27 protein-coding genes are annotated in these 25,199 nt (G+C 69.1%); 10 read left to right on the plus strand and 17 right to left on the minus strand.

What is annotated here, in order from left to right; all coding sequences use genetic code 11:
• Positions 1-53: 53 nt before the first annotated feature.
• Complete coding sequence (locus ACIBQX_RS36080; protein ID WP_397012595.1) at positions 54-740, minus strand: response regulator; 687 nt, start codon at positions 738-740, stop codon at positions 54-56.
• Positions 737-2,065 carry a sensor histidine kinase gene (locus tag ACIBQX_RS36085; protein WP_397012597.1) on the minus strand — a complete coding sequence of 443 codons (1,329 nt, stop codon included), beginning with the start codon at positions 2,063-2,065 and terminating at the stop codon, positions 737-739. Before ACIBQX_RS36085 ends, ACIBQX_RS36080 begins: the two co-directional genes overlap by 4 nt.
• A gap of 50 nt (positions 2,066-2,115) precedes the next feature.
• Between ACIBQX_RS36085 and ACIBQX_RS36090 the strand changes: the two genes are divergently transcribed.
• Positions 2,116-3,681, plus strand: a complete 1,566-nt coding sequence (locus ACIBQX_RS36090) for a long-chain fatty acid--CoA ligase (protein ID WP_397012599.1) — start codon at positions 2,116-2,118, stop codon at positions 3,679-3,681.
• A 70-nt stretch (positions 3,682-3,751) separates the two neighbouring features.
• Here the strand turns inward: ACIBQX_RS36090 and ACIBQX_RS36095 are convergent, their stop codons facing one another.
• Together ACIBQX_RS36095 and ACIBQX_RS36100 are read right to left on the minus strand one after the other, a co-directional pair.
• A complete protein-coding gene (locus ACIBQX_RS36095; RefSeq protein WP_397012601.1) occupies positions 3,752-4,237 on the minus strand; it encodes a hypothetical protein in 486 nt (161 codons plus the stop codon).
• A complete protein-coding gene (locus tag ACIBQX_RS36100) occupies positions 4,234-5,133 on the minus strand; it encodes a hypothetical protein (RefSeq protein ID WP_397012603.1) in 900 nt (299 codons plus the stop codon). The genes ACIBQX_RS36095 and ACIBQX_RS36100 overlap by 4 nt, the downstream gene beginning before the upstream one ends.
• Before the next feature lie 6 nt (positions 5,134-5,139).
• Between ACIBQX_RS36100 and ACIBQX_RS36105 the strand changes: the two genes are divergently transcribed.
• Both ACIBQX_RS36105 and ACIBQX_RS36110 read left to right on the plus strand, forming a co-directional pair.
• On the plus strand, positions 5,140-5,421 hold the full coding sequence (locus tag ACIBQX_RS36105; RefSeq protein ID WP_397012605.1) for a hypothetical protein: 282 nt from the start codon (positions 5,140-5,142) through the stop codon (positions 5,419-5,421).
• A 248-nt stretch (positions 5,422-5,669) separates the two neighbouring features.
• A complete protein-coding gene (locus ACIBQX_RS36110) occupies positions 5,670-5,843 on the plus strand; it encodes a hypothetical protein (RefSeq protein ID WP_397012607.1) in 174 nt (57 codons plus the stop codon).
• Positions 5,844-5,887: 44 nt separating this feature from the next.
• Here ACIBQX_RS36110 and ACIBQX_RS36115 read toward each other — a convergent pair whose 3' ends face one another.
• Positions 5,888-7,252, minus strand: a complete 1,365-nt coding sequence (locus ACIBQX_RS36115; RefSeq protein ID WP_397012609.1) for a hypothetical protein — start codon at positions 7,250-7,252, stop codon at positions 5,888-5,890.
• 362 nt (positions 7,253-7,614) lie between these two features.
• Between ACIBQX_RS36115 and ACIBQX_RS36120 the strand changes: the two genes are divergently transcribed.
• Both ACIBQX_RS36120 and ACIBQX_RS36125 read left to right on the plus strand, forming a co-directional pair.
• Complete coding sequence (locus ACIBQX_RS36120; RefSeq protein WP_397012611.1) at positions 7,615-8,532, plus strand: alpha/beta hydrolase family protein; 918 nt, start codon at positions 7,615-7,617, stop codon at positions 8,530-8,532.
• A gap of 17 nt (positions 8,533-8,549) precedes the next feature.
• Positions 8,550-9,917 (plus strand): hypothetical protein, encoded by a 1,368-nt coding sequence (locus tag ACIBQX_RS36125; RefSeq protein WP_397012613.1) that lies wholly within the window; start codon positions 8,550-8,552, stop codon positions 9,915-9,917.
• A 46-nt stretch (positions 9,918-9,963) separates the two neighbouring features.
• On the opposite strand, the gene ACIBQX_RS36130 is transcribed toward ACIBQX_RS36125, so the two are convergent.
• From ACIBQX_RS36130 to ACIBQX_RS36145, 4 genes are read right to left on the minus strand one after another with little or no spacing between them, the layout of a single operon-like run.
• Positions 9,964-11,139, minus strand: coding sequence for a glycoside hydrolase family 68 protein (locus tag ACIBQX_RS36130; protein ID WP_397012615.1), 1,176 nt, complete (start codon positions 11,137-11,139; stop codon positions 9,964-9,966).
• Between the two features lie 5 nt (positions 11,140-11,144).
• Positions 11,145-11,969: a carbohydrate ABC transporter permease gene (locus ACIBQX_RS36135; protein WP_397012617.1), complete on the minus strand. Its 825-nt coding sequence runs from the start codon at positions 11,967-11,969 to the stop codon at positions 11,145-11,147.
• On the minus strand, positions 11,966-12,892 hold the full coding sequence (locus ACIBQX_RS36140; RefSeq protein WP_397012619.1) for a carbohydrate ABC transporter permease: 927 nt from the start codon (positions 12,890-12,892) through the stop codon (positions 11,966-11,968). The genes ACIBQX_RS36135 and ACIBQX_RS36140 overlap by 4 nt, the downstream gene beginning before the upstream one ends.
• Before the next feature lie 7 nt (positions 12,893-12,899).
• On the minus strand, positions 12,900-14,261 hold the full coding sequence (locus tag ACIBQX_RS36145) for an ABC transporter substrate-binding protein (protein WP_397012621.1): 1,362 nt from the start codon (positions 14,259-14,261) through the stop codon (positions 12,900-12,902).
• A 145-nt stretch (positions 14,262-14,406) separates the two neighbouring features.
• Between ACIBQX_RS36145 and ACIBQX_RS36150 the strand changes: the two genes are divergently transcribed.
• On the plus strand, positions 14,407-15,480 hold the full coding sequence (locus ACIBQX_RS36150; protein ID WP_397012623.1) for a LacI family DNA-binding transcriptional regulator: 1,074 nt from the start codon (positions 14,407-14,409) through the stop codon (positions 15,478-15,480).
• A 105-nt stretch (positions 15,481-15,585) separates the two neighbouring features.
• Here the strand turns inward: ACIBQX_RS36150 and ACIBQX_RS36155 are convergent, their stop codons facing one another.
• On the minus strand, positions 15,586-16,584 hold the full coding sequence (locus tag ACIBQX_RS36155) for an SDR family NAD(P)-dependent oxidoreductase (protein ID WP_397012625.1): 999 nt from the start codon (positions 16,582-16,584) through the stop codon (positions 15,586-15,588).
• A gap of 85 nt (positions 16,585-16,669) precedes the next feature.
• Here ACIBQX_RS36155 and ACIBQX_RS36160 point away from each other — a divergent pair, with 85 nt between their 5' ends.
• Complete coding sequence (locus tag ACIBQX_RS36160; protein WP_397012627.1) at positions 16,670-17,272, plus strand: TetR/AcrR family transcriptional regulator; 603 nt, start codon at positions 16,670-16,672, stop codon at positions 17,270-17,272.
• A gap of 79 nt (positions 17,273-17,351) precedes the next feature.
• On the opposite strand, the gene ACIBQX_RS36165 is transcribed toward ACIBQX_RS36160, so the two are convergent.
• Genes ACIBQX_RS36165 through ACIBQX_RS36175 form a run of 3 tightly spaced genes read right to left on the minus strand, consistent with a single transcriptional unit; the run spans position 17,352 to position 18,741 of the window.
• On the minus strand, positions 17,352-17,516 hold the full coding sequence (locus ACIBQX_RS36165) for a hypothetical protein (protein ID WP_397012629.1): 165 nt from the start codon (positions 17,514-17,516) through the stop codon (positions 17,352-17,354).
• A gap of 44 nt (positions 17,517-17,560) precedes the next feature.
• Positions 17,561-17,932, minus strand: a complete 372-nt coding sequence (locus tag ACIBQX_RS36170) for a VOC family protein (protein WP_397012631.1) — start codon at positions 17,930-17,932, stop codon at positions 17,561-17,563.
• Positions 17,933-17,967: 35 nt separating this feature from the next.
• Positions 17,968-18,741: an oxidoreductase gene (locus ACIBQX_RS36175; RefSeq protein ID WP_397012633.1), complete on the minus strand. Its 774-nt coding sequence runs from the start codon at positions 18,739-18,741 to the stop codon at positions 17,968-17,970.
• Between the two features lie 81 nt (positions 18,742-18,822).
• On the opposite strand from ACIBQX_RS36175, the gene ACIBQX_RS36180 reads away from it, so the two are divergent.
• Positions 18,823-19,395, plus strand: a complete 573-nt coding sequence (locus tag ACIBQX_RS36180; protein ID WP_397012635.1) for a TetR/AcrR family transcriptional regulator — start codon at positions 18,823-18,825, stop codon at positions 19,393-19,395.
• Here ACIBQX_RS36180 and ACIBQX_RS36185 read toward each other — a convergent pair.
• Complete coding sequence (locus ACIBQX_RS36185) at positions 19,392-20,639, minus strand: MFS transporter (protein WP_397012637.1); 1,248 nt, start codon at positions 20,637-20,639, stop codon at positions 19,392-19,394. The two genes, ACIBQX_RS36180 and ACIBQX_RS36185, sit on opposite strands and share 4 nt — an antisense overlap.
• Positions 20,640-20,693: 54 nt before the next feature.
• On the opposite strand from ACIBQX_RS36185, the gene ACIBQX_RS36190 reads away from it, so the two are divergent.
• Both ACIBQX_RS36190 and ACIBQX_RS36195 read left to right on the plus strand, forming a co-directional pair.
• A complete protein-coding gene (locus ACIBQX_RS36190; protein WP_397012639.1) occupies positions 20,694-21,566 on the plus strand; it encodes an AraC family transcriptional regulator in 873 nt (290 codons plus the stop codon).
• Positions 21,563-21,835 (plus strand): MarR family winged helix-turn-helix transcriptional regulator, encoded by a 273-nt coding sequence (locus ACIBQX_RS36195; protein ID WP_397012641.1) that lies wholly within the window; start codon positions 21,563-21,565, stop codon positions 21,833-21,835. Before ACIBQX_RS36190 ends, ACIBQX_RS36195 begins: the two co-directional genes overlap by 4 nt.
• A gap of 911 nt (positions 21,836-22,746) precedes the next feature.
• Here ACIBQX_RS36195 and ACIBQX_RS36200 read toward each other — a convergent pair.
• From ACIBQX_RS36200 to ACIBQX_RS36210, 3 genes are read right to left on the minus strand one after another with little or no spacing between them, the layout of a single operon-like run.
• Positions 22,747-23,511, minus strand: coding sequence for a 3-hydroxybutyrate dehydrogenase (locus ACIBQX_RS36200; RefSeq protein WP_397012643.1), 765 nt, complete (start codon positions 23,509-23,511; stop codon positions 22,747-22,749).
• The gene (locus ACIBQX_RS36205) at positions 23,508-24,452 is read right to left on the minus strand and encodes a VOC family protein (protein WP_397012645.1); all 945 of its coding nucleotides are present in this window, start codon (positions 24,450-24,452) and stop codon (positions 23,508-23,510) included. Before ACIBQX_RS36205 ends, ACIBQX_RS36200 begins: the two co-directional genes overlap by 4 nt.
• Entirely contained in the window at positions 24,382-25,194 is an 813-nt protein-coding gene (locus ACIBQX_RS36210; RefSeq protein WP_397012647.1) for an alpha/beta fold hydrolase, read from the minus strand. The genes ACIBQX_RS36205 and ACIBQX_RS36210 overlap by 71 nt, the downstream gene beginning before the upstream one ends.
• Positions 25,195-25,199: the final 5 nt, after the last annotated feature.

The raw sequence follows: 25,199 nt of genomic DNA on the forward strand, positions 1-25,199 counted from the left end.
GCGTGCGACACCTGCCAGGTTCTCCGCGAGCAGAACCTGGCAGGTCGATGACGTCAGCCGTCCAGTTCGTCGGCGACGCGGACGATGCCATACCGGTAGGCGTAACGCACCGCGTGCACCCGATCGCGCAGCTTCAGTTTCGTGAGGATCCGTGAGACGTGCGTTTTGACCGTCTCGTCGCCGATGTAGAGGGTCGCGGCGATCTCTTGATTGGTCAACCCCTCAGCGAGCAGCAGAAACACCTCGTGTTCGCGCGCGGTCAGCTGGGCCATCCCTGGTGGCAGCGTCTGGACCGACTGCTCGACCGGAGCGATCGCGTCGGCGATGCGTGAGGTGAGCCGCCGAACGACGGACGGGTCGACGTAGGCGTCGCCGCGAGCCGCGGCTTTGACCGCGGCGATGAGCTCCTCGGCGGGCAGGCTCTTGAGCACGAAGCCCTGCACTCCCGCGGTCAGGGCACTATGGAGGTATTCGTCGCTGTCGTAGGTGGTGAGCATGAGAATGCGGACGCTGGTCAGTCCCGACGCCCTGATCTCGGCTGCTGCTGCGAGGCCGTCGAACTTGGGCATTCGGACGTCGAGGATCGCCAGGTCCGGCCGCAGTCGGAGCGTTTCCGAGACCGCGGCGCGCCCGTCCGCGACCTCGGCCACGCACTCCAGGTCCGGCTGAGTACTGAGGATGGCGCGCAACCCGGAGCGGAAGGTCGCGTGGTCATCGGCGATGAGGATGCGAGATGTCACAGTGCTTCTCCTGACGATGACGCGTCAGAGCATACGCTCACCCTGGTCTCCCAAGTCTTTCCGCTGCCGTCGGGTCCGTGTGAGACGGTGCCGCCGAACAGGGCCACCCGGCTCCGGATGCCCACCAGCCCACGCCCGGTCGAGGGACGGTCGGCTCGCTCCTGGCGTGGGCCGATGCCGTTGCGCACGCTCAGCACCACGTGGTTCTCGCCGAAGTCGAGATCGACGTCCACCGTGGTCCCGTCTCCGTAGCGCAGTGCGTTGGTCAGCATTTCCTGGGCGATCCGGTACAGCGCGATGTCGACCGAACCGGGCAGCTCGCGCGGCATGCCCGTCACCTGGAACCGGATGGCCAAGCCCGAGCGCCGGACACCGTCGAACAGTTCGTCCAGATTGCCGAGGCCGATCTGGCTGGTCGAATCGGAGGTCCTGTGCAAGATGTCGAGCACCCGGCGGAGGTCGAGCATCGCCGATCGGCTGGACGCCTCGACGGCTGTGAGCGAGTCGATGATGTCCGGATCAGCGCACTCGGGCCGAGCGGCGAGCTTGAGACGTGCCGCACCCGCGTGCACACCGATCGCGCTCACGTGGTGGGAGATGACATCGTGCAGGTCACGCGCGATCGACGTCCTCAATCTCTCCGCAGCCCTCTCCATCTCGGCGGTGGCGTCGCGCACCTCCATCTCACGGTTGTGGTGCAGCTCCGCGATGTAGCCACGGCGCGCTGAGGTATACCGGCCGACCAGCCAAGGAATGAACGCATCCTTCACCACTCCTGTGACGGCCGCGAGCATGTCGCCGGGACCGGCCACCGACTCCGCGATCGCGATGCCGGCCGCCAGCACGATGACGGCGCCGATGCTCGACCTGTCACGCAGCCAGGCGCCGGTGCGGTACGCCGCGATCACGCTGCCGATCAGATCCCAATCCGCGCCGGGCGTCGCCTGGAGCAGAAGGGCCAAGCCGACAGCAGTGGCCGCGTGCGCGACGGCCACTTGCCCCGAGTATCGGGGAGGGAGCGCAAGTGCGGCATCCACACACACAATGGTGATCAACCCGCCGATCCGGAGCGCGCCGGGCAGGTCGGGCGTCGCCACGGCGAACATCACGACGTCGACCAGCAGGCAAGCAAGGGCGATGAGCCGAGCCTGCCGGGCGAGCGACTGCATCACATCGGGCACTTCCCTTCGTCGCGCGGACAAGCGCGCTACGGGGGTACGGGCATCCTCCACATCGGCCATCTGCAACCATCTACCACTGGTACGCCGACGGTTGAATCCCCCGATCAGGGGGCATGCCTCCCCGAATGGTGTGACGATCGCCACGCGTCGAACTCTATAGGTTGGCGAAAACCCGGTCTTGTGATGGAGGGCCCGTGCCGTCGTACAACCTGTCCTCGCTGCTCGAATCAAGCGCAGCCAAGTATCCCGACCGTGCTGCGATCGTTCTCGGCGAGACTCGTCTGAACTACGCCCAGGTCAACGGTGCGGCCAACCAGGTCGCCAACCTGCTGGTCTCCCGCGGCGTGAAGCCGGGCGACAAGATCGCCCTGATGATCCCCAACCTGCCGTTCTTCACCATCGTCTACAACGGCATCCTCAAGGCCGGCGCCACCGTCGTACCGCTCAACGTGCTGCTCAAGGGCCGCGAGGTCGCCTACCATCTCGGCGACTCGGACGCCGTCGCGCTGTTCGCCTTCCAGGGCACCCCCGAGCTGCCCATCGGCCGAGACGCGTACGCCGGCTTCCAGGCCACCGAGAGCACCAAGGACTTCTTCGTGGTGACCGTCGACCCGGCCGCGCCGAGCCCGATCGAGGGCACCGAGACCTTCGGCGCCGCCATCGCCGCGCAGCCGGCCACGTTCGACACGGTCGCCACCGACGAGGACGACACCGCCGTCATCCTCTACACCTCCGGCACCACCGGCCGGCCCAAGGGCGCCGAGCTGCGCCACCGCAACATGCGCGACAACGCGCTGGTCTCCGACCAGCTCTTCGGCGCCGACGGGACCAGCCCGGACACCTACCTGTGCGTGCTGCCGCTGTTCCACTCCTTCGGCCAGACCGTCATCCAGAACGGCGCGGCCGCCTTCGGCGGCACCGTGGTGATGCTGCCGCGGTTCGACCCGCAGGCCGCGCTCGGGCTGCTGCTCAAGGAGCAGGTCACCTTCTTCGCGGGCGTGCCGACCATGTACTGGGGCCTGCTGGGCGCGCTCGACGAGAGCGTCGACGTGGCCGCCATCGCCAGGAACCTGCGCACCGCCGTGGCCGGCGGCTCGGCGCTGCCGGTGGAGATCCACCACGAGTTCGAGAAGCGGTTCGGCGTCGTCATCGCCGAGGGCTACGGCCTCTCGGAGACCTCGCCGGTGGCGGCCTTCAAGCCGCGCGGCGCGCCCGCCCGGGCCGGCTCCATCGGCACCGCGATCCCGGGCGTCGAGCTCAAGCTCATCAAGCCGTCGAGCTGGGAGGAGATCGGCTGGACGCCCGACGCCATCGGCGAGATCGCGATCCGGGGCCACAACGTCTTCAAGGGCTACTACGACCGCCCCGAGGCCACCGCCGAGGTGCTCACCGAGGACGGCTGGTTCCGCTCCGGCGACCTGGCCAAGCGTGACGGTGACGGCTGGTACTACATCGTCGACCGGGCCAAGGAGATGATCATCCGCGGCGGCTTCAACGTCTACCCGCGCGAGATCGAAGAGGTGCTGCTCACTCACCCGGCGATCTCGCTGGCCGCCGTCATCGGCGTGCCGCACGAGTCCCACGGCGAGGAGATCAAGGCCGTGGTCGTGCTCAAGCCCGGCGCCACCGCCACGCCCGGCGAGCTGGTGGAGTGGTCGAAGGAGCAGATGGCCGCCTACAAGTATCCCCGCGTCTTCGAGATCGCCGACGCCCTCCCCATGACCGCCACCGGCAAGATCCTCAAGCGCGAACTCTCGTAGCTGGTCCGGCCCGGCCGGCACAGCCCTCGCCGACCTTCCCGACGAGGGCTACGCGTTTCCGGGACCCTGATCAGCCGCAGGTGGTGACCCAGGCGTGGGAGCTGATCTTGTTGTCGGCGCTTTCACCTGTGTGGAAGACTTCCCGTCCCAGGGTGAAATCCTGCCAATAGTCGCCGTGCCCCAGGCACATCCACGGACCCACGAAACCAGGGTCTCTCCACATCACCACGTCGTCGTACTGATGGACGTAGCCGCGGTTGTAAACCGACGTCGCGATGTTGTCCATGTTCCCGCAATCAAGGCCGGAATACTGATAGTTATTCCAGTCGCCGCCGTATCCACAGCCGCGGCCCTGCTCGTAGGCGTCCTCGTAGATCCAGAATCTGCCGTCGACCACGCCCGCGGTGCCCACCTCTCTGGGCTCGGCGTTGTAGGCCGCCACCGGGGCCTCTTGCGCCGTTTTGCGGTCGGGGGTGTCCGCGGAGGCGGCGGGCATCCCGATGAGAAGTGCGCCGACGGTCGCCATGCTCAGGAGCACGGCACGAATGGTGTTCATTCTTTCCCTTCCTTTCGAATATCGCGCTCAGCGATGATTGCGGCCGCCCGGGGCAGGGCGGCGAGTTCCAGGTCGCGTTTCGCCTTGATGTCGGAGCGGTACCGCGCGACGAGGTCCCGCTCGTACCGGGCGTCCAGCCGCCGTACCGTGTTGGTCAGGCCGGTGTCTCTCGCGCAGGTCGCCTCGGCCACCGCGGTGCGGATCTCTTCAGCACGGTCATGCCTGTCAGCGCCGCCCAGCATCGCCCCGCGCGCGGCCGCCGGGCGGCCATAGTCGTGGCCACGGCCGCGCATGCACGCGGACCACTCGGCCAGACCCGCCTTGTACCCTGCGTCTTCCAGCACCTTTCCGGCCCGGAGCGGCCTCAGCTGCTCGGTGACCTTCGTCACCCGGTACCACGTGCGCAGGTCGCCGTAGAGCAGCCGCTCGGCCTCGGAGACGCAACCGCGGTCGCTTCTCCGCATGGTGCCGCCCAGAGGCACCTTCGCCTCCAGGCCGACCGGCGCCGGGCCGTTGAGCGCGGTGCGGGCGGCGGCGCGGGCCTGCTTCGACAGCCCCTGGAAATAGCGTTTGTTGGGGTCCGCCTCCGCCAGCGCGGCGGCCCGCTCCTGAAGGTCGCCGCCGTATCCGTGCTTCTTTGCCCAGTCAATGTCCGTGAGCACGTAGGGGAATTGCAAACTCTGCGGCATCGTATTATCCGGTGGTGTCATCCAGACCTTGAAGCCGTGTTTCCTCATGCAGTCGCGTAAAAGCAGCTGCTCGGCCCTGTCGAGCATGTCCCTTTCGGTTTGGGTTTTGGTTTGGGTGAACGAATCGGGCGGTTCTCGGACGGTGGCACCGTCCGAGCAGGCACTGATTGCCAGCAGAACCGCCAGCGCGGATATCGTGCGCCACATATTCCGATGGTGACATTCGGCCGCCGCTTCCCGACACCGGAAAAGCTGCCGATAAAGATGTCTTTCCTGCCAGCGGCCCAGCCGGCCGGGAGCGGCGTGGCAGTCCGTGAGTGCCGGTGGATGTATTCGACCTTGAGGGTGGAGTCGAACGATTCGGCGGCATTGTCGAGGCCGGAGCCGGCCCTGCGCTGGTGGGCCGCGCTCTACCATGCCGACCAGATTCAGCCGTACAAGGCGGACGGCGAACGTATCCCTTGGGTGTGGCCGCCGGCCCGCAGTGACCGGTGATGCTCACCGGAGGGCGCGCGCCCTCGCCGACCTGATCCGCGGTTTCGGCGGCGACGCGGCCACCGCCCACCCGGCCACCTGGGCGGACGCCGAAGGCGAAGCTTATGACGACCTGGCCGAGGGGGCCGACGGCATCATGCTGGCCGGTCGGCACGGAGCGTGGACGGTTGTCATGGAGCTCTTCAACGCGCGGGGCATGCCCGGGACACGACACCGAGCACGGTCGCCTGCTGCTGAAGGAACGGGCCGTGCAGGCGCTGATCTACGCTCTGCGGCCCGGTGCCGTCCTCGCCGGCATCGCGCGGGGGACGGTCGAGGCCGCCGGAGAGACCCACCTTCGCGAAGAGAACGGCGACCGCGAGCGGGAGCGCATCCTGAACGTCGTCACCTACTCCCTCCGCACCGGGATGAGCCCGTGGTGACCGGTCCCCCCGGAGGATCGGCGGGCTGCCCGGGCTCGGTGGGATCATCGCCGATCGGGGGCGTAAGGACGGAGCATGTTCCCGGGCCGGTGTTCGGCGAAGCCGGGCGTGCCGAGGTCGAGCGGCGAGGCGGCGTCCAGGGCCGCGCCGAGGCGGTTGAGCGTGGCGGCCCGGGTCTCGGGCCAGGCCCGGCCGGTGATCCGGCGTTCCAGCGTCAGCGCCGAAACGATGATCTCCGACGGCCGGTAGCCGCAGTGCCCGGGGCGGTCGACGAACGCCTGCCGCAGGAGCCTCCCGCCGCCCATGCCGCGCACGGCGTCGGCGTACGCCTCGGCCTGCACGACGGTGGGCGCGTTGTCGCCGGTCTCGTGGAGCGTGAAGACCGGGTCACGCAGCTCGCCTGTGGGGGTGACGTTGGCGGCCATGTAGGCCACGGCGGCGGGGTCGGCGGTGATCCGTGGCGCGCCGGCCAGCGTCGCCAGGTCGTCGGCCAGGCTCAGCCCGGCCTCCCGGTACAGGGCCTTGACCTGCCGTGCGGTGCCGGAGCGGGCCAGGAGCGAGCGGTAGTCGACCCCGTCGTTCCAGGAGAAGTTGCCGCCCGCGCGTTGCTCCAGGGGCTGGCGAGGTGAGAAGGCGGCCCACATGAACGCCTGGTATTGCTGCTCCTGCTGGGCGGCGTGATCTCCAGGGGCCGGCTTGGGCGTACCGGCCACCGACCAGGTGGACAGCTGAGCGAACGACGCGGCCAGAGCGATGCGCGCGCGTCCCTGCGAGGTGGCCTGGGCGGCGTCCAGGATCTCCTTGCCCTTACGCTGGCGGGCCGCCTCGTCGGTGACCCGGACGAGTTCCAGGTCCGAGCCGGGGGCGGTGAGCTGCTTGAGCGCCCAGGTGGCGTCCAGGCCGGCGTTCAGCATGGCGACCGGGCCGGCGACGGACCCGCACAGGGGAAGCGCGCCGTCGAAGCGTTCAGGGTGATTCTGTACGAGGCCGGCGGCGACCTGCCCGCCCATGGACGAGCCCCAGGCCATCGTGCGGGCGGGCCGCCCGAACCGGGCGCGTACCTCGTCCAGCACCGCAACGGCATCCGGCATGATCTCGGCCACCGCCCAGCCGCTGCCCGCGGGTTGAGTGCCCGCCAGGGCGTAGCCGTGGGACAGGAGCCACTCCCGGGTGACGGCGTCGGGGGCGTTCGCGGCGGGCCGGCCGGCGGTGGAGACGTAGCCGGGGCTCCACACCAGGAGGGCTCCCCGCCAGTTCTCGGGGACCTCGATGAGATAGCGGCCTCCGCTGGGCAGGAGGCCCTCGACGCGGGAGACCGGCGGGGCGGAGGCGCAGGCGGGCTGACCGGCGAGCGCGATGGCGACGGTGGCCAACAGGGCTGTGGCGGCTGATCTGACCGATGCGAGCACGATGCACCTCCATGTGTTGGGTGTTGAGCACTCCTGATAGTCGGGGGTACTTGTATTGATCGTCAAGATAACTGTTATTTATGATGGCAGGACCGATCACGTGAACAGGACTCTTCCAGGCTTTCTTTCCTGATGCCATCTGCCCTTGGCGCGAACGGCGCCCTCGCTCCGCGCGTCACCAGAACAACGAGAAGCAGTCACAGGGATTGACATTGACGACAGAAAGCTGAACGATCGTCACTACCAACGTCGAAGATAGACGTTACAGCAGCTGACCAAGCGTCCCGCTGGCCATTCGCGGACCTCGTCGGGGCCTAGCCAACACCCCCTGCCTTGCCCATCTACCGTGGAGGAAACGCGACATGTCTGCCCGCTCCATGACCGCGCGGACCCTGCTGGCGGCGACCGTGGGCGCGGTCGTCCTCGCCGGCTCCGGTGCCGCCGTAGCGGCGCCCACCCAGGATCCGCCACCATCGAGAACACCCTCGGACGCCTCGACGCAGACCGTGCTGCCCACGGTCCGGGAGGCCGCCGACGGGCTGCCCGGGCACACCGTCTACCGCCCAGCCGATCTCAAGGCACTGCCGAAGGGCAGCCTGCCGGTGATCGTCTACGGCAACGGCGCCTGCGCGACGAGCAACCTCGAAGCGATCACGTTCCTCACCGGCCTGGCCTCCCAGGGATACGTCGTCGTGGCCAACGGCGCGGTGGATGAGTTCCCCGTCCCCAACAGCCCCGGGAACACGACGGCCCACCCCGAGGCGCTCCTCGCGGCCGCCCACTGGGCCACCGAGTCGAAGGCGGCCCGGAAGCAGTTCGGCGGGCGGGAGGACAGGACGCGGATCGGCGTGCTCGGCCACAGCTGCGGCGGCATCGAGGCTCTCGCCGCCGGGACCGACCCCTTGGTCGACGCGGTCGCCGGGTTCAACACCGGCTACTTCCCGGAGCCGAGCTTCGGCGGCTACGGGCGCGACCGTCTCGCCGGCCTGCACAGTCCGACGCTGCTGGTCAACGGGGGTCCGGATGACGTCGCCCACCAGAACAGCATCGACAACTACGCCCTGCTCGACGTCCCCGCCGTCCTGGCCGGTGACACGACGGCCGGCCACAGCAATCTGATCTCCGGCACCAGGGCCACCACGGGCTGGCAGGTGGCCGCGGACTGGTTCGACTACGTCCTGCGCGGCGACCGGGCCGCCGGGGCACGCTTTGTCGGCCCCGACTGCGGACTGTGCGCCGAGGCCGGCTGGAAGATCGAGTCGAAGGGGCTGTCGCTGTGATCCGCCGTGGAGTGAGCATGTTCCTGGCCATCGCGCTGGCGACCGTCGTCGGCGGCGGAACCGCCGCCGCTGCCCCGCCCCGGCCTCCCGGCGGGGCACCGTGCCTGGCGGGCTCCCCCGCCGACCCCACCTGCATCAGCGGCACCCTCGACGACGGCACACCCTACGAGTTCGTCGTCCCGGCCGGCTGGAACGGCACCGTGGTGGTCGCCCTCGACTTCGCCGGCTCGGGCCTGAACGACTCCCTGACCGCGCGATTGCTGGCCAATGGCGTGGCCCGCGGCGGCACCAGCCGGGCGATCACCGGCTGGGACATCCGGTCCGCCATCGACAACCAGGCCGAAGCGCTCGCCCGCTTCGAGCACGCCTACGGCCGGGCACGTTACGCGATCGATTCCGGGACCTCGATGGGCGGTTTCGTCGCCGCCGGCGTCGCCCAGATCCACCCCGACGCCTTCGATGCCGCCGTCCCGATGTGCGGCGGCCTCGGCGGGTCCGTCGGCCAGTGGAATCAGAAGCTCGACACGCTCTTCGTGCTCGAGCGCCTGGTCGCCCCGGGGCTGCCGGTCATCGACATCCCGGAGAACGTCGAATCGGCCCGGAAATCATGGATCGACGCCCTGGCCGCGGCGCAGCGGACTCCCGAGGGCCGAGCCCGGATCGCACTGGCCGCCGCGATCGGCCAGCTGCCGGCCTGGGGCCGTAACTCCGACGGGTCCGCGCCGCCGCCACCGGACAGCAGGGACGCCAGCGCGCTGGAACAGGGCGCTTACCTAGCGCTCGCCGGTGGTCCCCTGCCCTACGTCGGGCAGGCCATGAGCAGCCGGCGCCAGATCATGGCGGTGGTCGGCGGGAACCCGTCCTGGAACACCGGCGTGGACTACGCGAAGCAGCTGCGCCAGGCCGATCCCGCCCTCCGGCGTGCCGTCGACGCCCTGTACAAGGCGGCAAGCCTGGACCTCCGTGCGGACCTGAAGAACCTGGCCGCCGCGCCCCGCATCGCCGCAGACCCCGACGCCGTCGAGCGGTTCTCCCGGGGCATCGTCCTGGACGGCGACCTGCGGATCCCCGTGCTGACCGTGTCCGGAATCGGCGACCAGATCTCCACCGTCGCCCAGCAGCAGTCGTACGGAGACAAGGCGCACCGGGCGGGAGCAGGCTCCCTGCTGCGCCAGACGTACACCAGGACCGTCGGCCACTGCGAATTCTCACCAGCGGAGCAGGAGGCGGCTCTGATGACGGTGCTCCACCGGCTGCGGACCGGTCACTGGCCCGCGACGTCCGCCCCGGCGATGAACGCCCGCGCGGCGGGACTGGCAGCCGACCCCGCGCCCCGGTACGTCCCGTTCACCCCGCCCCGCTTCAACCGCCCCTATCCCGGCTGAGCCGCATGGGCCGCATGGGCCGCATGGGCCGCTGCCCGGCACCGCGTCAGGGTGTCGACGCGGTGTTCTGCACCCCGATCGCGATCGGGGTGACAGAGGTGGTCATACCATTCATGGCGAGCCTGAGCATCGGGGCGATGGTGCCGCCGAAACCGGTCCGTGCCTGCGCGGCTCCCCCTGAACGGGGATCCGTGCCGTGCTGGGAGCGGTAATTGGCGAAGCTGACCACGCGGAGGTCCGGCAGCACCAACCAGGCGTAGGCCTGGTCAGGTTCGGTGGAAGGGTTCTGCAGGACGAGTCCGGATCCGTTGAGCGGTTCGTACGGTCCGGTCAGGCTGGGCGCGGCGAAGCCGTACAGCCCGGTGGGTGCACGGTCGGCCGGGTGAAAGTTGTGACGCTGGGTGGAGAAGAAGAGGTAGTACCAGGAATCGTGGACGATGACGTGCGGCCGTTCGAGCTCGTGGTTGACGCCTTCGGCGACGAGCAGGGGCGGTAGCAGGGACCAGGCGCCGGCCTGTGCGGTGGCCAGGGCGATCGCGCCGGTGAAGCCGTCCTCCCAGGCGGTGGACGCGGCGACGAGCAGATGGCCGCGCCCGTCGGCCGGATCGCGGAACCAGCCGGGATCGCGGAAGGCCCTGATCCGGCCCGCCGCCCCGTCGGACTCGTCGGCCGGCAGATACACCCGGCCGTCGGAGCGCAGGACCTCCCGGTGCTCGGCGTCCTGCCGCAGCAGGATGCGACCGCCGTCGGCGATCAGGGCGGGGCGGGTCTCGATGACGCTCTGCCGGTACGTCGGCCGTGCTTCGCCGCGCCGCCCGGCGGCCGTGTAGAACACGGAGACGCTGCCGTCGGGCCGGCGGATCGCTGACCCTGACCATTCACGGCTGCCGGGCGAGGCGCCGTCGGCGAAGGCGTTCCCCAGGTCCTCCCACTGATCGCCGATCTTACCGAGCAGCCGGATCCGGGCCTGGTCATGGCGCTCTTCGGGATGGCCGAGGGCGGGAGCCGACAGGCCCATCCACAGCTCCTTGCCGCCGATCACGCTCGTTGAGCCGTCCTCCTCCTGGATCGGCCACAGGTCCCACAGATCGTGGTCCGGCAGGATCCGTGGCAGGGCCGGCGGATCGATGACAGGCGCCGTGACCGCGCCGGTCCCGGCGAGCAGATCGAGGTGCCGGCGGGTCCAGTACGCCGGTCGACTCCCCCAGCGCGGCGCGCTCATCGCCGTCACCCCTTCAGGGAGCCCTGGAGCAGGGCCTTGACGAAGTGACGCTGGAAGATGAGGAAGATCACGAGCGTGGGGGTCAGGATCAGCAGCGATCCGGCGCAGAGCAGCGGGATGTCGGTGCCCCACTGGCCCTGGAAGGCGCCCAGGGCGCCGGACATCGTTCGCTTAGTCGGGTCGTCGACCAGGACGATGGCCAGCAGGAACTGGTTCCAGGTCCACAGGAACAGCAGGATGCCCAGCGACGAGATCGCCGGCATGGCCAGGGGGACGTGGATGCGGCGGAACAACTGCCACACATCGGCTCCGTCCATGCGCGCGCTCTCGGACAGCTCCCCGGGCATGTTGACGAAGTGGGCGCGCATCCAGAAGACGCTGAACGGCATGAACAGCCCGATGAGCGGCAGGATGATGGCCCACCGCGTGTTGAGGAGTCCCATGTCGCGGATCTGGTAGTACAACGGCGTGATGATGCCCTCGAACGGGAGGGTCAGGCCGAGCACGAACAGCAGGAAGATCGCCCGTCCGCCGTACACGCGCAGGTGGCCGATGGCGAAGCCGGCCATCGTGCCCAGCAGGATCGAGATCGGAACCACACCCAGCACGATGAGGGCGCTCGACTTCAGCAGCTCGCTCATGTTCGCCGCCTCGAAGGCCCGCAGGAAGTTGCCCCACTGGGGGTCGTCCGGCCAGGCCAGTCCGGCCGGATAGCTGCCCGAGGGGTGCAGGGCGGTGACGAACAGGCTGAGGAACGGCAGGAGCGTGACCGCCATCATGAGGATGAGCAGGAGCCGCCCGGTCCAGGCCTCCCGCCACCCGAGGATCATCGGTCGCCGTCCTTCGCGAACCACTGGATGGGCAGGGCCCAGGCGATCACGAGGACCATGAGCACCACGGCCAGCGCCGAGGCCATGCCGACCTCGCGTTCGGAGAAGGCCAGGTAGAAGATCTGCAGGCCGGGAACCATGGTCGTGTTGCCGGGGCCGCCCTGGGTGGAGATGTAGATGATGTCGAAGCTCGCCAGTGCCGCGATCACGGTCACGGTGACGCAGACCGCGATCTCCTGGCGCAGGCTCGGGACCGTGATGGAGATGAACTCCCGCCACGGCCCGGCGCCGTCGAGGCGGGCGGCCTCGTACAACGCCGGGTCGATCTTGCTCATGCCCGCCAGGAGCAGCAGCGTGCACAGGCCGAGCAGCACCCACGCGCCGATCATGCCGACCGCCGGAAGGGCGGTGGCGAAATCGCCCAGCCAGGCCCGGGTCACCCCGCCGAGGCCGATGAGCGTGAGCAACTGGTTGACCACTCCGGTGGACGACAGCAACCAGCTCCACGCGATGCCGGCGGCCACCAGCGGGATGACCTGCGGCAGGAAGAGCACGGTCCGCGCCACGACGGCGAGCCTGGTCGCGGCGATACGCCTGATCGTCGCCGCGATCGCCAGCCCGAGCACGACCGGGATCGCGCTGAAGAACACGATCAGCTGGAAGGCGTTGACCAGCGAGTCGAACAGGTCCGGATCGGTGAAGACCTTGCCGTAGTTGGCCAGCCCCACCCAGGTGGAGGCGCCGATGCCGTTCCAGTCGTACAGCGAGTACTGAAGCGTCAGGGTGATCGGGCGCAGGACGAACACCGCGTAGAAGGCGAGCGCCGGGGCGACGAACAGCCAGCCGACCAAGCCACGCGTGCCGCGCAGCTTGGTCACCACCGGCCGCCGGGGCGAGGATCGGGCGCCGGCAGGGCGGGTCATCACCTTCTCAGTTCCCTTCGAGCTGGCCGGCGTAGTCCTCCTGGACCGTCTTCAGCAGCTCTTGCGGCGTCTGCTGTCCGGCGACCAGCTTCTGCAACTGCGGCGTCCAGCTCTTGGCGTAGATGGCGCCGGTGGCGTTGGCGATGAAATCCATCGCGCCGTCGTCCCTCGCGATGTCCGCCCCGGCTGCCAGCGTGCTCGCGGTGACCTTGTCCGGCGCCACCGTCGGCATGTACGCGTCGGCCGGGCCCATCGGACGCGATCCGCCGATCTCGACGCCGATCTCGCGGGCCCGCTTGTCGGTGGCCACCCAGTCGAGGAAGAAGGCGGCGCAGTCGGCGTTCTTGGCGTTCGCGGCGATGCCGAAGGTGAGGGGGGCCGACATCGCGGCCAGTTTGCCGCCCTGCTGCGCTGACGGCATCAGATAGAAGCCGACGTTGCCCGGCATCTGCTTGTCGAGGTTGCCCGACTCCCAGTCGCCGTTGAACATGAACAGGCCCTGGCCGTCGATGAAGCGGCTCATCATGGTCGCGTAGTCGACCGCGTTGACGTCCTTCTGGAAGTATCCTGCCTTGGTCCACCGCTCCAGGTGTTGGGCGGCCTGCAGGTTCGACGGGGTGTCGATGGTGGCACCGGGCTTCTGGAAGATCCAGTCGTTGATGGGCCCGGTCGGGCCGTAGGAGGCCATGAGGTTTTGCAAGGGGAATGCCAGGCCACCGGTGGCGCCGCCGTTGAACTGCAGGATGGGCGTGATGCCCGCCTTCTTGGCCTTGTCCAGCACTTCGTCGAGCTCCGCCAGCGTGGTGGGCGGCGCGGACATCCCGATCTGCGCGGCGAGCTTCTTGTTGTAGAAGACACCGGTCATGCTGAAGTTCAGCCCCAGGGCGTAGAGCGAGCCCTCGCCGCGCGGCCGCCCGCCCGAGCCCAGGCGCAGCTGCTCGAGCTGAGAGGCCGGCCACTTGTCCCAGCCGAACGCCGTCGCGTAGCCGTCCAGGTTCTTCAGCAGGTTGTCCTTGACCAGCTCGGAGACCTGGGGCAGGCGCATCAGGTCGGGCGGATTGTCCGCCAGCACACGCGGCGCGTTCTGTGTGATCACCGCGAACTGGTCCTCACGGATGTCCCACGTGACGTTCGGGTGCTGCTTGGTGAACTCGTTGGTCAGCGCCTTGGGCAGCGGGAAGCCGGTCTCGAAGTAGCCGTCGAGCTGGGTCGGCGCCGTGCCGCAGGTGGGTGTCGCGGACGCCGGCGACGCGCTGGTGGCCTGAGGTTGAACGCTGTTGCCGCCGGGAGCCGCGCAGGCGGCGGCCAGCGTCCCCATGGCGATCACAAGCGCGGCCCCGGACCTGCCGGGGCGACCTCGACGAGCCATGTGCATCTCCTCTGCTGCTGGGGACAATCGGCACCCGGCTGATGTCCGCCTTCTTTGCTAAATCGGGTTAGCGCCGATAGTCTCACCATGCGCCGCGCAAGATGTCAACCCCCCGTAACACACTCTTGACGATCGGAGGTTCTGGGTGAGCCCACGACGGGTCACGCTGGCCGATGTGGCCAAGGCCGCAGGTGTCTCCCGCCCGACCGCCTCGCTGGTGCTGTCCGGCCGCGGCCGTGAGCTGCGCATCTCTCAGGACGTCGAGCAGCGAGTGCTGAAAGCGGCCGACGAGTTGCAGTACCGGCCCAACATCGTCTCCGTGGGCCTGCGTACGGGCACCTCCCGGACGATCGGCTTCATCTCCGACACCGTCGCCACCTCGCGGCTCGCCGGCGACATGATCAAGGGAGCACTCGAAGCCGCCCGTGACCGCGGCTTCATGTTGTTCATCGGTGAGACAGAAGGCGACGCCGAGCTCGAACTCCTCCTGCTGCAGGCCATGCACGATCGCCAGGTGGACGGGCTCATCCTGGCCTCGATGTTCACCAGGACCATCAAGGTTCCCCAAGGCATGACGGCCTCACCCGCCGTCCTGCTCAACGCGCTGCCCAAGGAGCCCACCCCTCTGCCCGCCGTCCTGCCCGACGAGGTCGAGGCCGGTCGCCTCGCCGCCCGCGTCCTGCTCGACGCCGGCCACCGCGACGGCATCTACCTGATCGGCGCCGGTCCGGGCCTGCGTAACGTGCCCTCGGGGAGCGTCGCGGCGGTGGAACGGCTCGTCGGCATCCGCGAGGCGCTCAGCGAGGCGGGAGTCAAGGTGGCGGGCGGTCGCAGGTGCCCCGACTGGCAGCCGGAGCATGGCCTCGCCGCGACCCGAGACCTCCTCGCCACCGCCCGGCCGCGTGCGTTGATCTGCTTCAACGACCGGATCGCCATGGGCGCCTACCAGGCACTCGACGACTTCGGGCTCAAGGTGCCCGCGGACGTCTCCGTCGTTTCCTTCGACGACCACCCCATCGCCTCATGGATGCGCCCCAAGCTGACCACCGTGGCGCTACCCCACTACGAGCTGGGCCGTAAGGCCGTCGACGTGCTGTTCGCCGAGATCGACCGCGACCGCGCGGACACCGGACGGGCCGGCGAGGTGCACCGGGTTCCGATGCCCGTCCGCAGCCGCGAATCCGTTACGCCGTCACCCACCGGGGAGCCCCCCGGCTGAGACCTGACAGGCACATCGGGAAGGGCAGGGGATCAGCTCGCGACTCTTCCGGCCTGTCGTCGATCGTTCGCCTGCTCCTGCCGGTCCGGGACGTGGCTCATCGCGTCATGCGGAGGCCGCGTCGGAGTGGGCTCCCTGATCCAGCAGGGCGTTGATCATCTCCTGGAGCCGGGCGCGTCCGACGGTGCCGAGCGCGCCGGTCAGGGCCTGGGCGAGCTTGTCGAACAGGTCGTCCATCGGCAATTCCTTCACCTTCTCGACCAGCTCCGCCACGCTCCACAGCCCGTCCTTGTGGATGTGGCCGCCGGGTGACCAGCCGTGGTTGACCGTGACCGTTCCGCCCCGCACCGACAGCACCTGGCCGGTGAGCGGGCAGGTCGCGCCGGCCAGGTAGGCGGCAACAGGCGCGTTGACCGCCGGGTGCAGCGGGTCGAACCCGCCCGCCGACGGTTCCTGGCTCATGCCGGGAACGGCGTGAGTGAGGCGGGTGCGGGCCATCGAGGGCGAGATGCAGTTGACCCGCACGCCGTAGCGGCCGAGTTCGAGGGCTGCCACGGTGGTCAGCGCCGCGACCCCGGCGTTGCCTGCCGCGTAGGAGACCTGCGCGGGCAGCGGGTTGAGCAGCCCGGAGCCGGAGGAGGTGTTGACCACGGCGCGGTCGGCGTGGACCCCTGCCTGGTACCGGTCGCGCCAGTGGCGGGCCGCCCAGCGCGTTACCGCGAAGGTGCCCTTCAGCTTGACGGCCACGACGTCGTCGAAGTCCTCCTCCGACAGGTCGGTCAGGCCCGCGTTCCGTTCGATGGTCGCGTTGTTGACCACGACGTGGAGGTCGCCGAAGGACTCCAGGGCCGTCTCCACCATGCGGCGGGCGCCGTCCCAGTCGGCGACGCTGTCGGTGTTGGCCACGGCCTGTCCGCCGCGGGCAGTGATCTCTTCGACGACCTTCGCGGCCACGCCGGCGTCGCCGCTCGTGCCGTCGATGGCGACGCCGGGGTCGTTGACGACGACCTTGGCGCCTTCTGCGGCGAAGAACAGCGCCTCTTCCCGCCCGATGCCGCGCCCTGCTCCGGTGATGAGGACGACGCGTCGATCCAGACTTCCCATGAATGATCACCCTTCTTCAATGACTGCAGTCTATGTAGCGATACACAGTATGCATCAATTCGGCGGATGAACTAAGCTGCCCTGCGTGGAGGAGAAACGCGGACTGCGGGAGCTCAAGAAGCAGCGCACCCGGCAGGCACTGATCGAGGCGGCGGTGCGCCTGTTCGAGGACAAGGGGTACGACCACGTGACCGTGGCCGAGATCGCCGACGCCGCGGAGGTGTCCCCCCGCACCTTCTTCCTCCACTTCCAGGCCAAGGAGGATGTGCTCCTGGCCAATGCCGACGTGCGCGTCGACCTGGCGCTGCAGGCGATCGCCGAGCGCCGCGCCGGGGAACGGCTGCCCGAAGTGCTGGTGCGGGCGATGGACCTGATGATCGCCGACGCCTGGGACAGCGACCTCCCCAGCGGGCTCGCGGAACTTCGCGCACGGCTGGCGGCCTCGGTGCCGGCGCTGCAGGCCCGGCTGCTGCAGCGTTACCTCACCGCGCAGGCCGAACTGGCCCAGGCGCTGCAGCGGGCATTCCCCGACAGACTCGACACGATCACCGCCGCCGCCCTGGTCGGCGCGATGGTGGGCGCGATCAGCGCATCCGCACTGACCGCGCTGCGTCGCGGCGACGCACCCAACGAGGTACGCAACGCCATGCGGCAGGCCATGGCCCTGGTGGCGCGATCCGTCACCTGACGTTCAGCGCTGATCCGCCCGATCTCCTGTGGGCCGGTCATCCGCTGCTGCTGTGCAAGGGAGACGTGACCGGCGCCCGTCAGCCCCGCTTGCCGTAGAGGTGGAGGATGAGCGGCGCGCACACCGCGGCGATGGCAGCTGTCGCGATGAGCGACCAGGCGACGGATCCACCGGCGCCGGCGGTGTTGTTCATCAGGCCTCGGGCCGCGGTGGCGAGCTTCGCACGTGCGGCCCTGCCAGACACGAGATCGAGCGTCACAAAGTCAACGCCGGGGCGAGGCTCAGGGGTCAGCCCGAGGAAACGCAGAAGGGGTGGCCGGCCGGGCTGGCGTACACCCGGGAGCCGGGCCGCGTGGAGGCGACGACATCGTCTTCAGCCGGTCGCAGCCGTCGACCGCCGGCGTCGAGCACCCGCTCGGCCGCGGTCGTCGCGTCGTCCGTGGCGAGGTCGACGTGCATCTGCTGGGAGACGCCGTCGGGCCACTGCGGCGGCACATGCCCCGGAGCGTGCTGGATCACGATCACGGGGAAGCCGTCGATCCGCAGGAAGTGGTGCGTCGCCGTCCTCGTGATCGAGCCGCCGAGCAGCCGGTGCCAGAACGAGCTCTCGCTCTCCAGGTCCGCGGCGTCCACGATCAATGACGTCAGGCTGAAGGTCATGGTGTTCTCTCCTCGAATCGCGTACAGGGGGCTGCTCAGACGACGGGGATGATGCCGCCGTCGACCCGGAACTGAGCACCGGTGAGCCATTTGGCGCGGCCGGAAGCGAGGAACGCGATCATCTCCGCGACGTCCTCGGGCTCGCCGGGGCGGCCCATCGGCACCTTCAGGCGGTCCACGATCTGCTGCTTGACCTCGTCGACACCCACACCCTGACTGTCGGCCATCTGCTGAAGATGCTCGACCGCTCCCTCGGTGACGACGAAGCCCGGCAGAACGCACACCACACGTACGCCGTGCTCGCCCACCGCCGTCGCCAACTCGCGGCTGTAGGCGTTGAGCGCCGCCTTCGACGCCGCGTACGACGCTTCGGCGGGCTGGGGCAGGTGGCTGGCGATGGAGGAGACGTGCACCACGACGCCGGAGCCACGCTCGACCATCCCGGGAACCAGGGCCCGGTCGAGCCGGACCGCGCTGAGCAGGTTCATCTCCAGGTCGGCGAACCAGGACGCGTCCGGCCGCTTCAGGGTCGGCATCGGCCCGGTCGCGGCTCCGGCGTTGTTGACCAGGACGTCGACGCCTCCGACGCTGTCCACCACTCGTCGGCCGAGTTCCGTCGCCCCCTCCTCGGAGCGCAGGTCGGCGGGAATGAAGGTGGCGGGCAGGTCTTCCGGGGGCGCGGTTCGCGAGGCTGTCAGCACGGTGGCGCCGGCTGCGGCGAAGCGACGGGCCGTCGCCTCCCCGAGCCCTCGGCTGCCACCGGTCACCAGCACTCGCAGGCCGGCGAGCGTTTCGTACTCGATCGTCATGGGTGTACTCCTCCAGTAAAGTGAACCCGACTCCGGAAACTGTACACACAAACGGAATTGGACTCACCTTATGGAGGACCGTTGCCGTCATCACGTCCGCTCCGCGCCGATGCCCGACGCAACCGCGAAGCTCTCCTGAGAGCGGCGCGTGAGGCGTTCCTCGCCGACGACCACGCCCATGTGGAGGAGATCGCCCGCCGAGCCGATGTGGCCGTCGGCACGCTGTACCGCCACTTCGAAACGCGCGAGGCGCTCGTCGCGGAGGTGTACCGCCAGGAGGTCGCCGAGCTCTGCGCGACCCCCGCCCGGCTGCTCGCGCGACATCCTCCGGACGAGGCGCTGCGCACCTTCCTGCTGCTGCTCGTGGAGCACGCGGCAGTGGGCAGAGGGATGGGTGAGGCCCTGGAGAGCATCATGGCGACCGATTCGCCGGTCTTCGACGACGCACGCGACGAGATGGCCCGCGCCCTCGACGAGCTTCTCACCGCAGGTGCCGCGGCCGGCCTCGTCCGCAGCGGCATCAGCGGGCGCGTCGTGCTGCGCGCCCTCGGCGGCATCTGCGGGATGCGCGCCAAAGGCTGGAAGGGCGATGCGGTACGGATCGCCACGATCCTGTATGACGGGTTGCGCTACGGCGCGGCGAACCACGGCTAGATCGTGCCTTGCCGGCCTGCTTCTTCGTAGCGCCAGAAGGGCCGGACGGCGATGGCCGAGACGAGGACGATCACGAGGCCGAGGATCGCCGCTCCCGACCATGCGATGGTCAGGCCCATGGTCGTGGCCATGATCCCGGCTCGGAGGTCGCCCAGGCCGGGGCCGCCCGCGACGACGACGGTGTAGACGCCCTGCATACGCCCGCGCATGTGGTCGGGCACGTACGTCTGCAGGATGGTCTGCCGGTAGACGGCACTGACGAGGTCGGCTCCGCCGGCGAGGACGAGCAGCGGGACGGTGAGCCAGAGGGTGTGGCTGATTCCGGCGACGGCGATGGCGGCGGACCACATGGCCACGGCGATGGTGAGGGCGACGCCCTGGCGGCGCACTCGGCCGATCCATCCGCTGACGAGCCCGGCGAGTACAGAGCCGGCGGCGATCGACGCGTACAGGAGGCCGACGCCGCCATGGAATCGCGTGGCGGCTGCCTCGGGGAAGAGCGCCTCCGGCATGGCGAACAGCATGGCGATGACGTCGGCCATCAACGCCATCAGCAGGACGGGCCTGCCGCCGAGGAAGCGCAGACCGTCCATGACGGCGCGGATGCCGGCTCGCCCCGCGGGCGCGGCTGGTGGTAGCGGTGGCAGCCGGAAGACGGCGTAGAGCGCTGCGGTGAACAGCAGCGCGTCGATGCCGTAGGCGTACACGAAGCCGTTCGGAAGCGTGATCAGCGCACCGGAGACGAGCGGGCCGAGGATTTGCCCGACGTTGCCGGCGGTGTAGGTGAGCGCGTTGGCCGCCGGGATCAGCTCGACGGGCACGAGCGCGGGGATGATGGCGCCGCGAACGGCCGCGGAGACCGCGAAACCGGCGGATTGGCCGGCGACCAGCACGAGGATCGTACCCACGGACCGCGCGCCGAGAGCGGCCTGCGTCAGGAGGGCGAGTGTGCCGGCCCAGGTCAGGACGGACGAGACGAGGTAGAGAAGCCGCCTGTCGGCCAGGTCGGCGAGAGCGCCGCCGTAGAGACCGAAGACGACCATCGGGACGAGCGTCGCCAACCCCACGAGGCCGACGTCCAGGGACGAACCCGAGATCGAATAGACCTGGACGGGGACGGCGACCCGCGTCACCGTCGTTCCGACCAGGGCCGCCGCCTGCCCGAGGAAGGTGCGTCGGTAAGCCGGGAAGGCCAGAGGGCGCGTGTCGACGATCGCATGCCGAAGGCGCCGGAAACGGTTCATGTATTGACGTTCTTGCCTGCGGGCAGAGCTGCGCTTTCGATAATCTGACTAGATATGTTGCAAAGCCGCCATCATCATGCGCCCGGGGAGGTGATCCGCGGGCATCGGCATGACGACCACCAGCTCATCTACGTCGCCCGCGGGGTTCTCGCCGTGCGGACCGAACACGGGGCGTGGGTGGCTTGCGCGGATCGCGCGATATGGGTCCCCGCCTCCGCCTGGCATGAGCACCAGGCCTACGGAGACACCATCGTGCACACGCTGATGTTCCCGGCCGAGAACCCCCCGCTCGCCGGAGATTCGCCGACCGTCGTCGCCGTCTCGGCCCTGCTGCGTGAGCTCCTCATCGCCTGCACCGATCCGGAGCTCACGGCTGGGGAGACCCATCGCATTCGCGCCGTGCTCGGCGACCGGTTGCGCCGGGCCGACGTCCGCGCCCTCACCCTGCCGACCGCACGCGATCCGCGCCTCGCGCACGCCTGCCGCCTCGTCACCGACGACCTCAGCCTGCCCCGGACCATCGCCTGGCTGGCACGGCAGGTCAACGCCGGCGAACGCACCCTGGCGCGCCTGTTCCGCACCGAATTCGGAACCACCTACCCGCAGTGGCGCACGAACGTGCGCGTCATCCACGCGATGATCCGCCTCGCCGAGGGCGCCACCGTCACCGAGACAGCGCACCTCTGCGGATGGGCCACGACCAGCGCCTTCGTCGACGTCTTCGCCCGCACCATGGGCCGGACTCCTGGCTCCTACCGCTCCACCTCGAACAGCGCGGTCTGCGCAGGAACGCGGGACGCGCTGAGCGAGCCGGGCTTCCCGAACCCAGTTGTTTGTACTACAAAGCATGCATCGGAGCCCAGCGCGACCTCTCACTCACCCAGCTGCGGGTTCTCGGCATCCTCCGCGACCGCCGCCCGCGCATGACCGAGCTCGCCGCGTTCCTCGGCCTGGACAAATCAACCCTGTCGGGCCTCATCGACCGTGCCGAACGCCGAGGGCTGGTGGCCAGGGGCAAAGACCCCCAAGACCGCCGCGTCGTCGACGTGTTCCTCACCCGCGCCGGCCAGGAGCTGGCGGAGCAGGTGTACGTCGAGGTCCGACACGCACTCGCGCCCGCGACGGATCGGCTCAACCCGCAGGACCGCGACCGACTCGTCCAACTGCTGCACGCCGTCACGCACTCCCCCGGCTGAGGCCGCCGCCCCCCAACGGCTTACCGGTGAAGGTCGCCGCGGCCTCCAGGTAGCCGCTCCCGTCGGGAGTGCCGATCTCCTGGTCCGGATCCCCGGTGACCCGCACGTCGAGGTCGGAGTGCAGACGTCGACGACGAGTGTTCCGGACGTCCGCATCTCCGGGAGCGCGAACTCGTAGTTCGGCACACCGTCGGCCAGGTTGAAAACGCCGGTCGACGCGTAGTTCATGGCCGGGCCGGTGGGCGCCAGCCGGACGTCGAGGGCGCCCCAAGGCGTCTCGACCTGCACCGACTGGCGGGGGAGGTCACCCGTCCAGGTCAGCCCTGGCGCCTTGATGTCGAGCTTGCCCTCACTCCACCAATAGTCCGCCAGCTTGACCATCGCGTCGTAGTCCTTGTACCACCCGGTGGTCTTGTTGATCACCGCGAACGTCCAGAGCGGTACGCGGCCTCGCCCCTGGCCGGGAGGATGCGCGTGTGGACCTGAAGGCCGAACTCCTGACCGTTCGCCTTCACCGTGCTGGTGAAGTAGATCGAGTCGAACCAGGTCGGCTCGGGCCCGGGCGTGTGCCGTCCCAGGTCGACCGTGGGATCGACCAGGCCCGGGATCCCTGACGAGACCGTCGCTCACCCACCGGCACCGACCGCGCAGCCGCAATGATCACCATCGCTGCGGAGTCGGCTCCGGCCGGAATGATTTGCAATACCAACAATCTCCATATTGGTTGGTATCGCCAACGATGTCAGACGCTCCCCGGACCGCGCACCCGGCGCGTAACGCAGCCACGGCGACATCTCCGCACCACTCAGCTCGACCGGTTGACGGCGGGCTTGCTCCGCGAACTCAAAGAGGCGGTGCACTCTGTGTGCACCGCCTCTTTGAGAGGTCGGACGACCTGACCGGAGCTGCTGTCAGGAAGCGCTCCATCCGCCGTCGACCGTCAGCTCGGTGCCGGTGATGGACATCGCCTCCGGCGAGCACAGGAAGCCCACCACGCCGGCGACCTCGTCGGGCTCTATCAGGCGTTTCACCGCCGATCGCGCCAGCAGTACGTCCGAGATCACCCGGTCGGCGCTCAGCCCGTGAACCACCGCCTGGTCCGCCAGTTGCTTCTCGACCAACGGGGTCCGTACATACCCGGGGCAGACGCAGTTGCTGGTGACGCCCTTGGCCGCGCCCTCCAGCGCGATGACCTTCGAGAGTCCCAGAAGACCATGCTTGGCACTGACGTACGCGGACTTGTAAGCGCTGGCCCGCAGACCATGGACGCTGGCGATGTGGACGATCCGTCCCCAGCCGCGCTCGTACATGCGGGGAAGCACGGCACGACTGAGCAGGAACGGCGCCTCCAACATCAGCCGCAGCATGAACGCGAACTGATCAGGATCGAACTCGTCGATGGGTGCGACGTGCTGGACACCGGCATTGTTCACCAGGATGTCCGCTTCCAGCGTCAAGTCAGCCAGGCCGGCGGTCCGGCTCAGGTCGAGCACCAGAGGCTCACCACCGATCCGCTCAGCCGTCCGTGCCGCACCCTCGGCATCGATGTCGCACACCACGACATGAGCGCCCAGCCCCGCCAGCCTTGTCGCCACGGCCGCGCCGATGCCACTCGCCGCGCCGGTCACGACGGCGCGGCGGCCGGAGAGGTCAGGGCCCGAGAGCGTGGTCGTCATGACGTCGGCGAAGCGAACGGATTGGCGTCGGCGTGGTGGTGTCCCCAGACGTCCGAGACGCCGAAGTCGTGCGGCGTCCAGTCCTCGCCCACGTCGATCCCCCCGCAGCCGATCTCCAGGTGGAACCCGCTGGGATTCCGTACGTAGAACGAGATCGCCTTGTCGTTCATGTGCCGGCCGAGGCTGATCGAGATCGGCACGCCGTTGGACTTGGCCCGGTCGTAGGCTCGCCCGACGTCGTCGATCGAGCCGTGCTCGAATTCAAGGTGGTGGATCGACGGCGTTTCCGCTTTCGCGAGCGCGATGCTGTGGTGGGTCGCATTGCAGCGGAAGAAGAACAGGCCGGGCGCACGGTAATCGGTCAGTTTGAACTCCAGCACGGACTCGTACAGGTCGCGGAGTTCGTCGAGCTTCGGGCCGGCCAGGACGAAGTGGCCGAGGCCGGTGGCACCGTGAGGGGAACCATGCGGAGGCCTGTCACCGGGGCGCGCCTTGGCTTCGCCGATCGCCAGCTCCACGCGGTAACCGACCGGGTCGGTGAACCAGCGGAGCCGGGTGGCGCCGCGCAGTTCCAGCTCTTCCGGGGTGCCGTCCTCGACGGTGAATCCGGCGTCCGTCAGCCGCCGGCTGAGCCTGTCGAGCTCGTGCGGTGAATCGACGATCCAGCCCAGCTCGTGCGGGCTGTCCTGGGTGGACGGGTAAAGGGCCACGCGATACTTATACTCGTCAAGTGCGGCCAGGGCGACTTCGTCCGTGCCGAATTTCGCCGTGGTGACACCGATTCCCAGTGTTCGTTCGAGCAGGTCTGTCCAAGCATCGACGTCTGTGACGTTGAGTCCGACGTAACCCAGCTTGCGGATACCCACGGTGTCATCCCTTCGATGCGGCGGCTGCTCCGCCCTGCAGAAACTCGCGAACAATGTGGTTGAACTCAGGTGCACGCTCGTACTGCACCCAGTGCCGGCAGCGAGGCAGCACGCGGAGCTCCGCGTCGGGGATGCCCTCAAGGATCTTGGACGCCCAGGTCAGCGGCACGGTCTGGTCCTCCCGCCCCCAGACGAGCAGCGTGGGGGCGGCGATGAGAGCCAGGTCGGGGGTCAGGTCACCGAAGTTCGGCGGAATCGGCAGTTCGGGGTGGGCCCTGAGGCTCGACTCGTACCGCTCGTCGATGAGGGCCTCGGTCGCCAGCGTCTCGTCGTACACCATCAGCCGCACGAACTCGGCCATCGCCTCGCGCGAGGGCTTCTCAGCCGCCATATAGGCGAAGAGCCGGTCAAGCCCGATCGGCCACGGCGGCGCGTCCGCCGGGAGGACTCCACCAGGGGCCATGAGAACGAGCCGGTCCACGCGGTCGGGATGACGCATCGCCATGCGCATCGCGACGGCGCCCCCGTAGGAGTTCCCCACCAGGTGGGCGCGTTCGATCCCGAGAGCCGTCATCGCGCGGCGCACGCGTTCCGCCGCGTGGAAGATCAGCGGCTCGTCCGTCGCGGGCCGCGGGGAGCTTCCCCAGCCGGGGAGGTCCACCACGATGTTGCGGTAGTCCTCGAAGGCCGGCAGGTTGCCGCCGAAGTTGCTCATGCCCGTGGCCCCCGGCCCCGAGCCGTGCAGCCACACGACCGGGCTGCCCGAACCGACGTCGGTGTAGGCCACCTGCCCGTCCCCGACATCCAACGTGCTCATCACTC

It is taken from the genome of Nonomuraea sp. NPDC049714 (genome assembly GCF_044465295.1).
GTDB lineage: Bacteria > Actinomycetota > Actinomycetes > Streptosporangiales > Streptosporangiaceae > Nonomuraea.

Excerpts from the sequence above, each read along its gene's own strand:
- ACIBQX_RS36100 (WP_397012603.1), bottom strand. The coding sequence starts at position 5,133 with ATGTGGCGCACGATATCCGCGCTGGCGGTTCTGCTGGCAATCAGTGCC.
- ACIBQX_RS36125 (WP_397012613.1), top strand. The coding sequence starts at position 8,550 with ATGTTCCTGGCCATCGCGCTGGCGACCGTCGTCGGCGGCGGAACCGCC.
- ACIBQX_RS36195 (WP_397012641.1), top strand. The coding sequence starts at position 21,563 with ATGACCGAGCTCGCCGCGTTCCTCGGCCTGGACAAATCAACCCTGTCG.
- ACIBQX_RS36190 (WP_397012639.1), top strand. The coding sequence starts at position 20,694 with ATGTTGCAAAGCCGCCATCATCATGCGCCCGGGGAGGTGATCCGCGGG.
- ACIBQX_RS36145 (WP_397012621.1), bottom strand. The coding sequence starts at position 14,261 with ATGGCTCGTCGAGGTCGCCCCGGCAGGTCCGGGGCCGCGCTTGTGATC.
- ACIBQX_RS36175 (WP_397012633.1), bottom strand. The coding sequence starts at position 18,741 with ATGACGATCGAGTACGAAACGCTCGCCGGCCTGCGAGTGCTGGTGACC.
- ACIBQX_RS36185 (WP_397012637.1), bottom strand. The coding sequence starts at position 20,639 with ATGAACCGTTTCCGGCGCCTTCGGCATGCGATCGTCGACACGCGCCCT.
- ACIBQX_RS36135 (WP_397012617.1), bottom strand. The coding sequence starts at position 11,969 with ATGATCCTCGGGTGGCGGGAGGCCTGGACCGGGCGGCTCCTGCTCATC.
- ACIBQX_RS36200 (WP_397012643.1), bottom strand. The coding sequence starts at position 23,511 with ATGACGACCACGCTCTCGGGCCCTGACCTCTCCGGCCGCCGCGCCGTC.
- ACIBQX_RS36210 (WP_397012647.1), bottom strand. The coding sequence starts at position 25,194 with ATGAGCACGTTGGATGTCGGGGACGGGCAGGTGGCCTACACCGACGTC.
- ACIBQX_RS36140 (WP_397012619.1), bottom strand. The coding sequence starts at position 12,892 with ATGACCCGCCCTGCCGGCGCCCGATCCTCGCCCCGGCGGCCGGTGGTG.
- ACIBQX_RS36155 (WP_397012625.1), bottom strand. The coding sequence starts at position 16,584 with ATGGGAAGTCTGGATCGACGCGTCGTCCTCATCACCGGAGCAGGGCGC.
- ACIBQX_RS36105 (WP_397012605.1), top strand. The coding sequence starts at position 5,140 with ATGGTGACATTCGGCCGCCGCTTCCCGACACCGGAAAAGCTGCCGATA.
- ACIBQX_RS36170 (WP_397012631.1), bottom strand. The coding sequence starts at position 17,932 with ATGACCTTCAGCCTGACGTCATTGATCGTGGACGCCGCGGACCTGGAG.
- ACIBQX_RS36120 (WP_397012611.1), top strand. The coding sequence starts at position 7,615 with ATGTCTGCCCGCTCCATGACCGCGCGGACCCTGCTGGCGGCGACCGTG.
- ACIBQX_RS36095 (WP_397012601.1), bottom strand. The coding sequence starts at position 4,237 with ATGAACACCATTCGTGCCGTGCTCCTGAGCATGGCGACCGTCGGCGCA.
- ACIBQX_RS36130 (WP_397012615.1), bottom strand. The coding sequence starts at position 11,139 with ATGAGCGCGCCGCGCTGGGGGAGTCGACCGGCGTACTGGACCCGCCGG.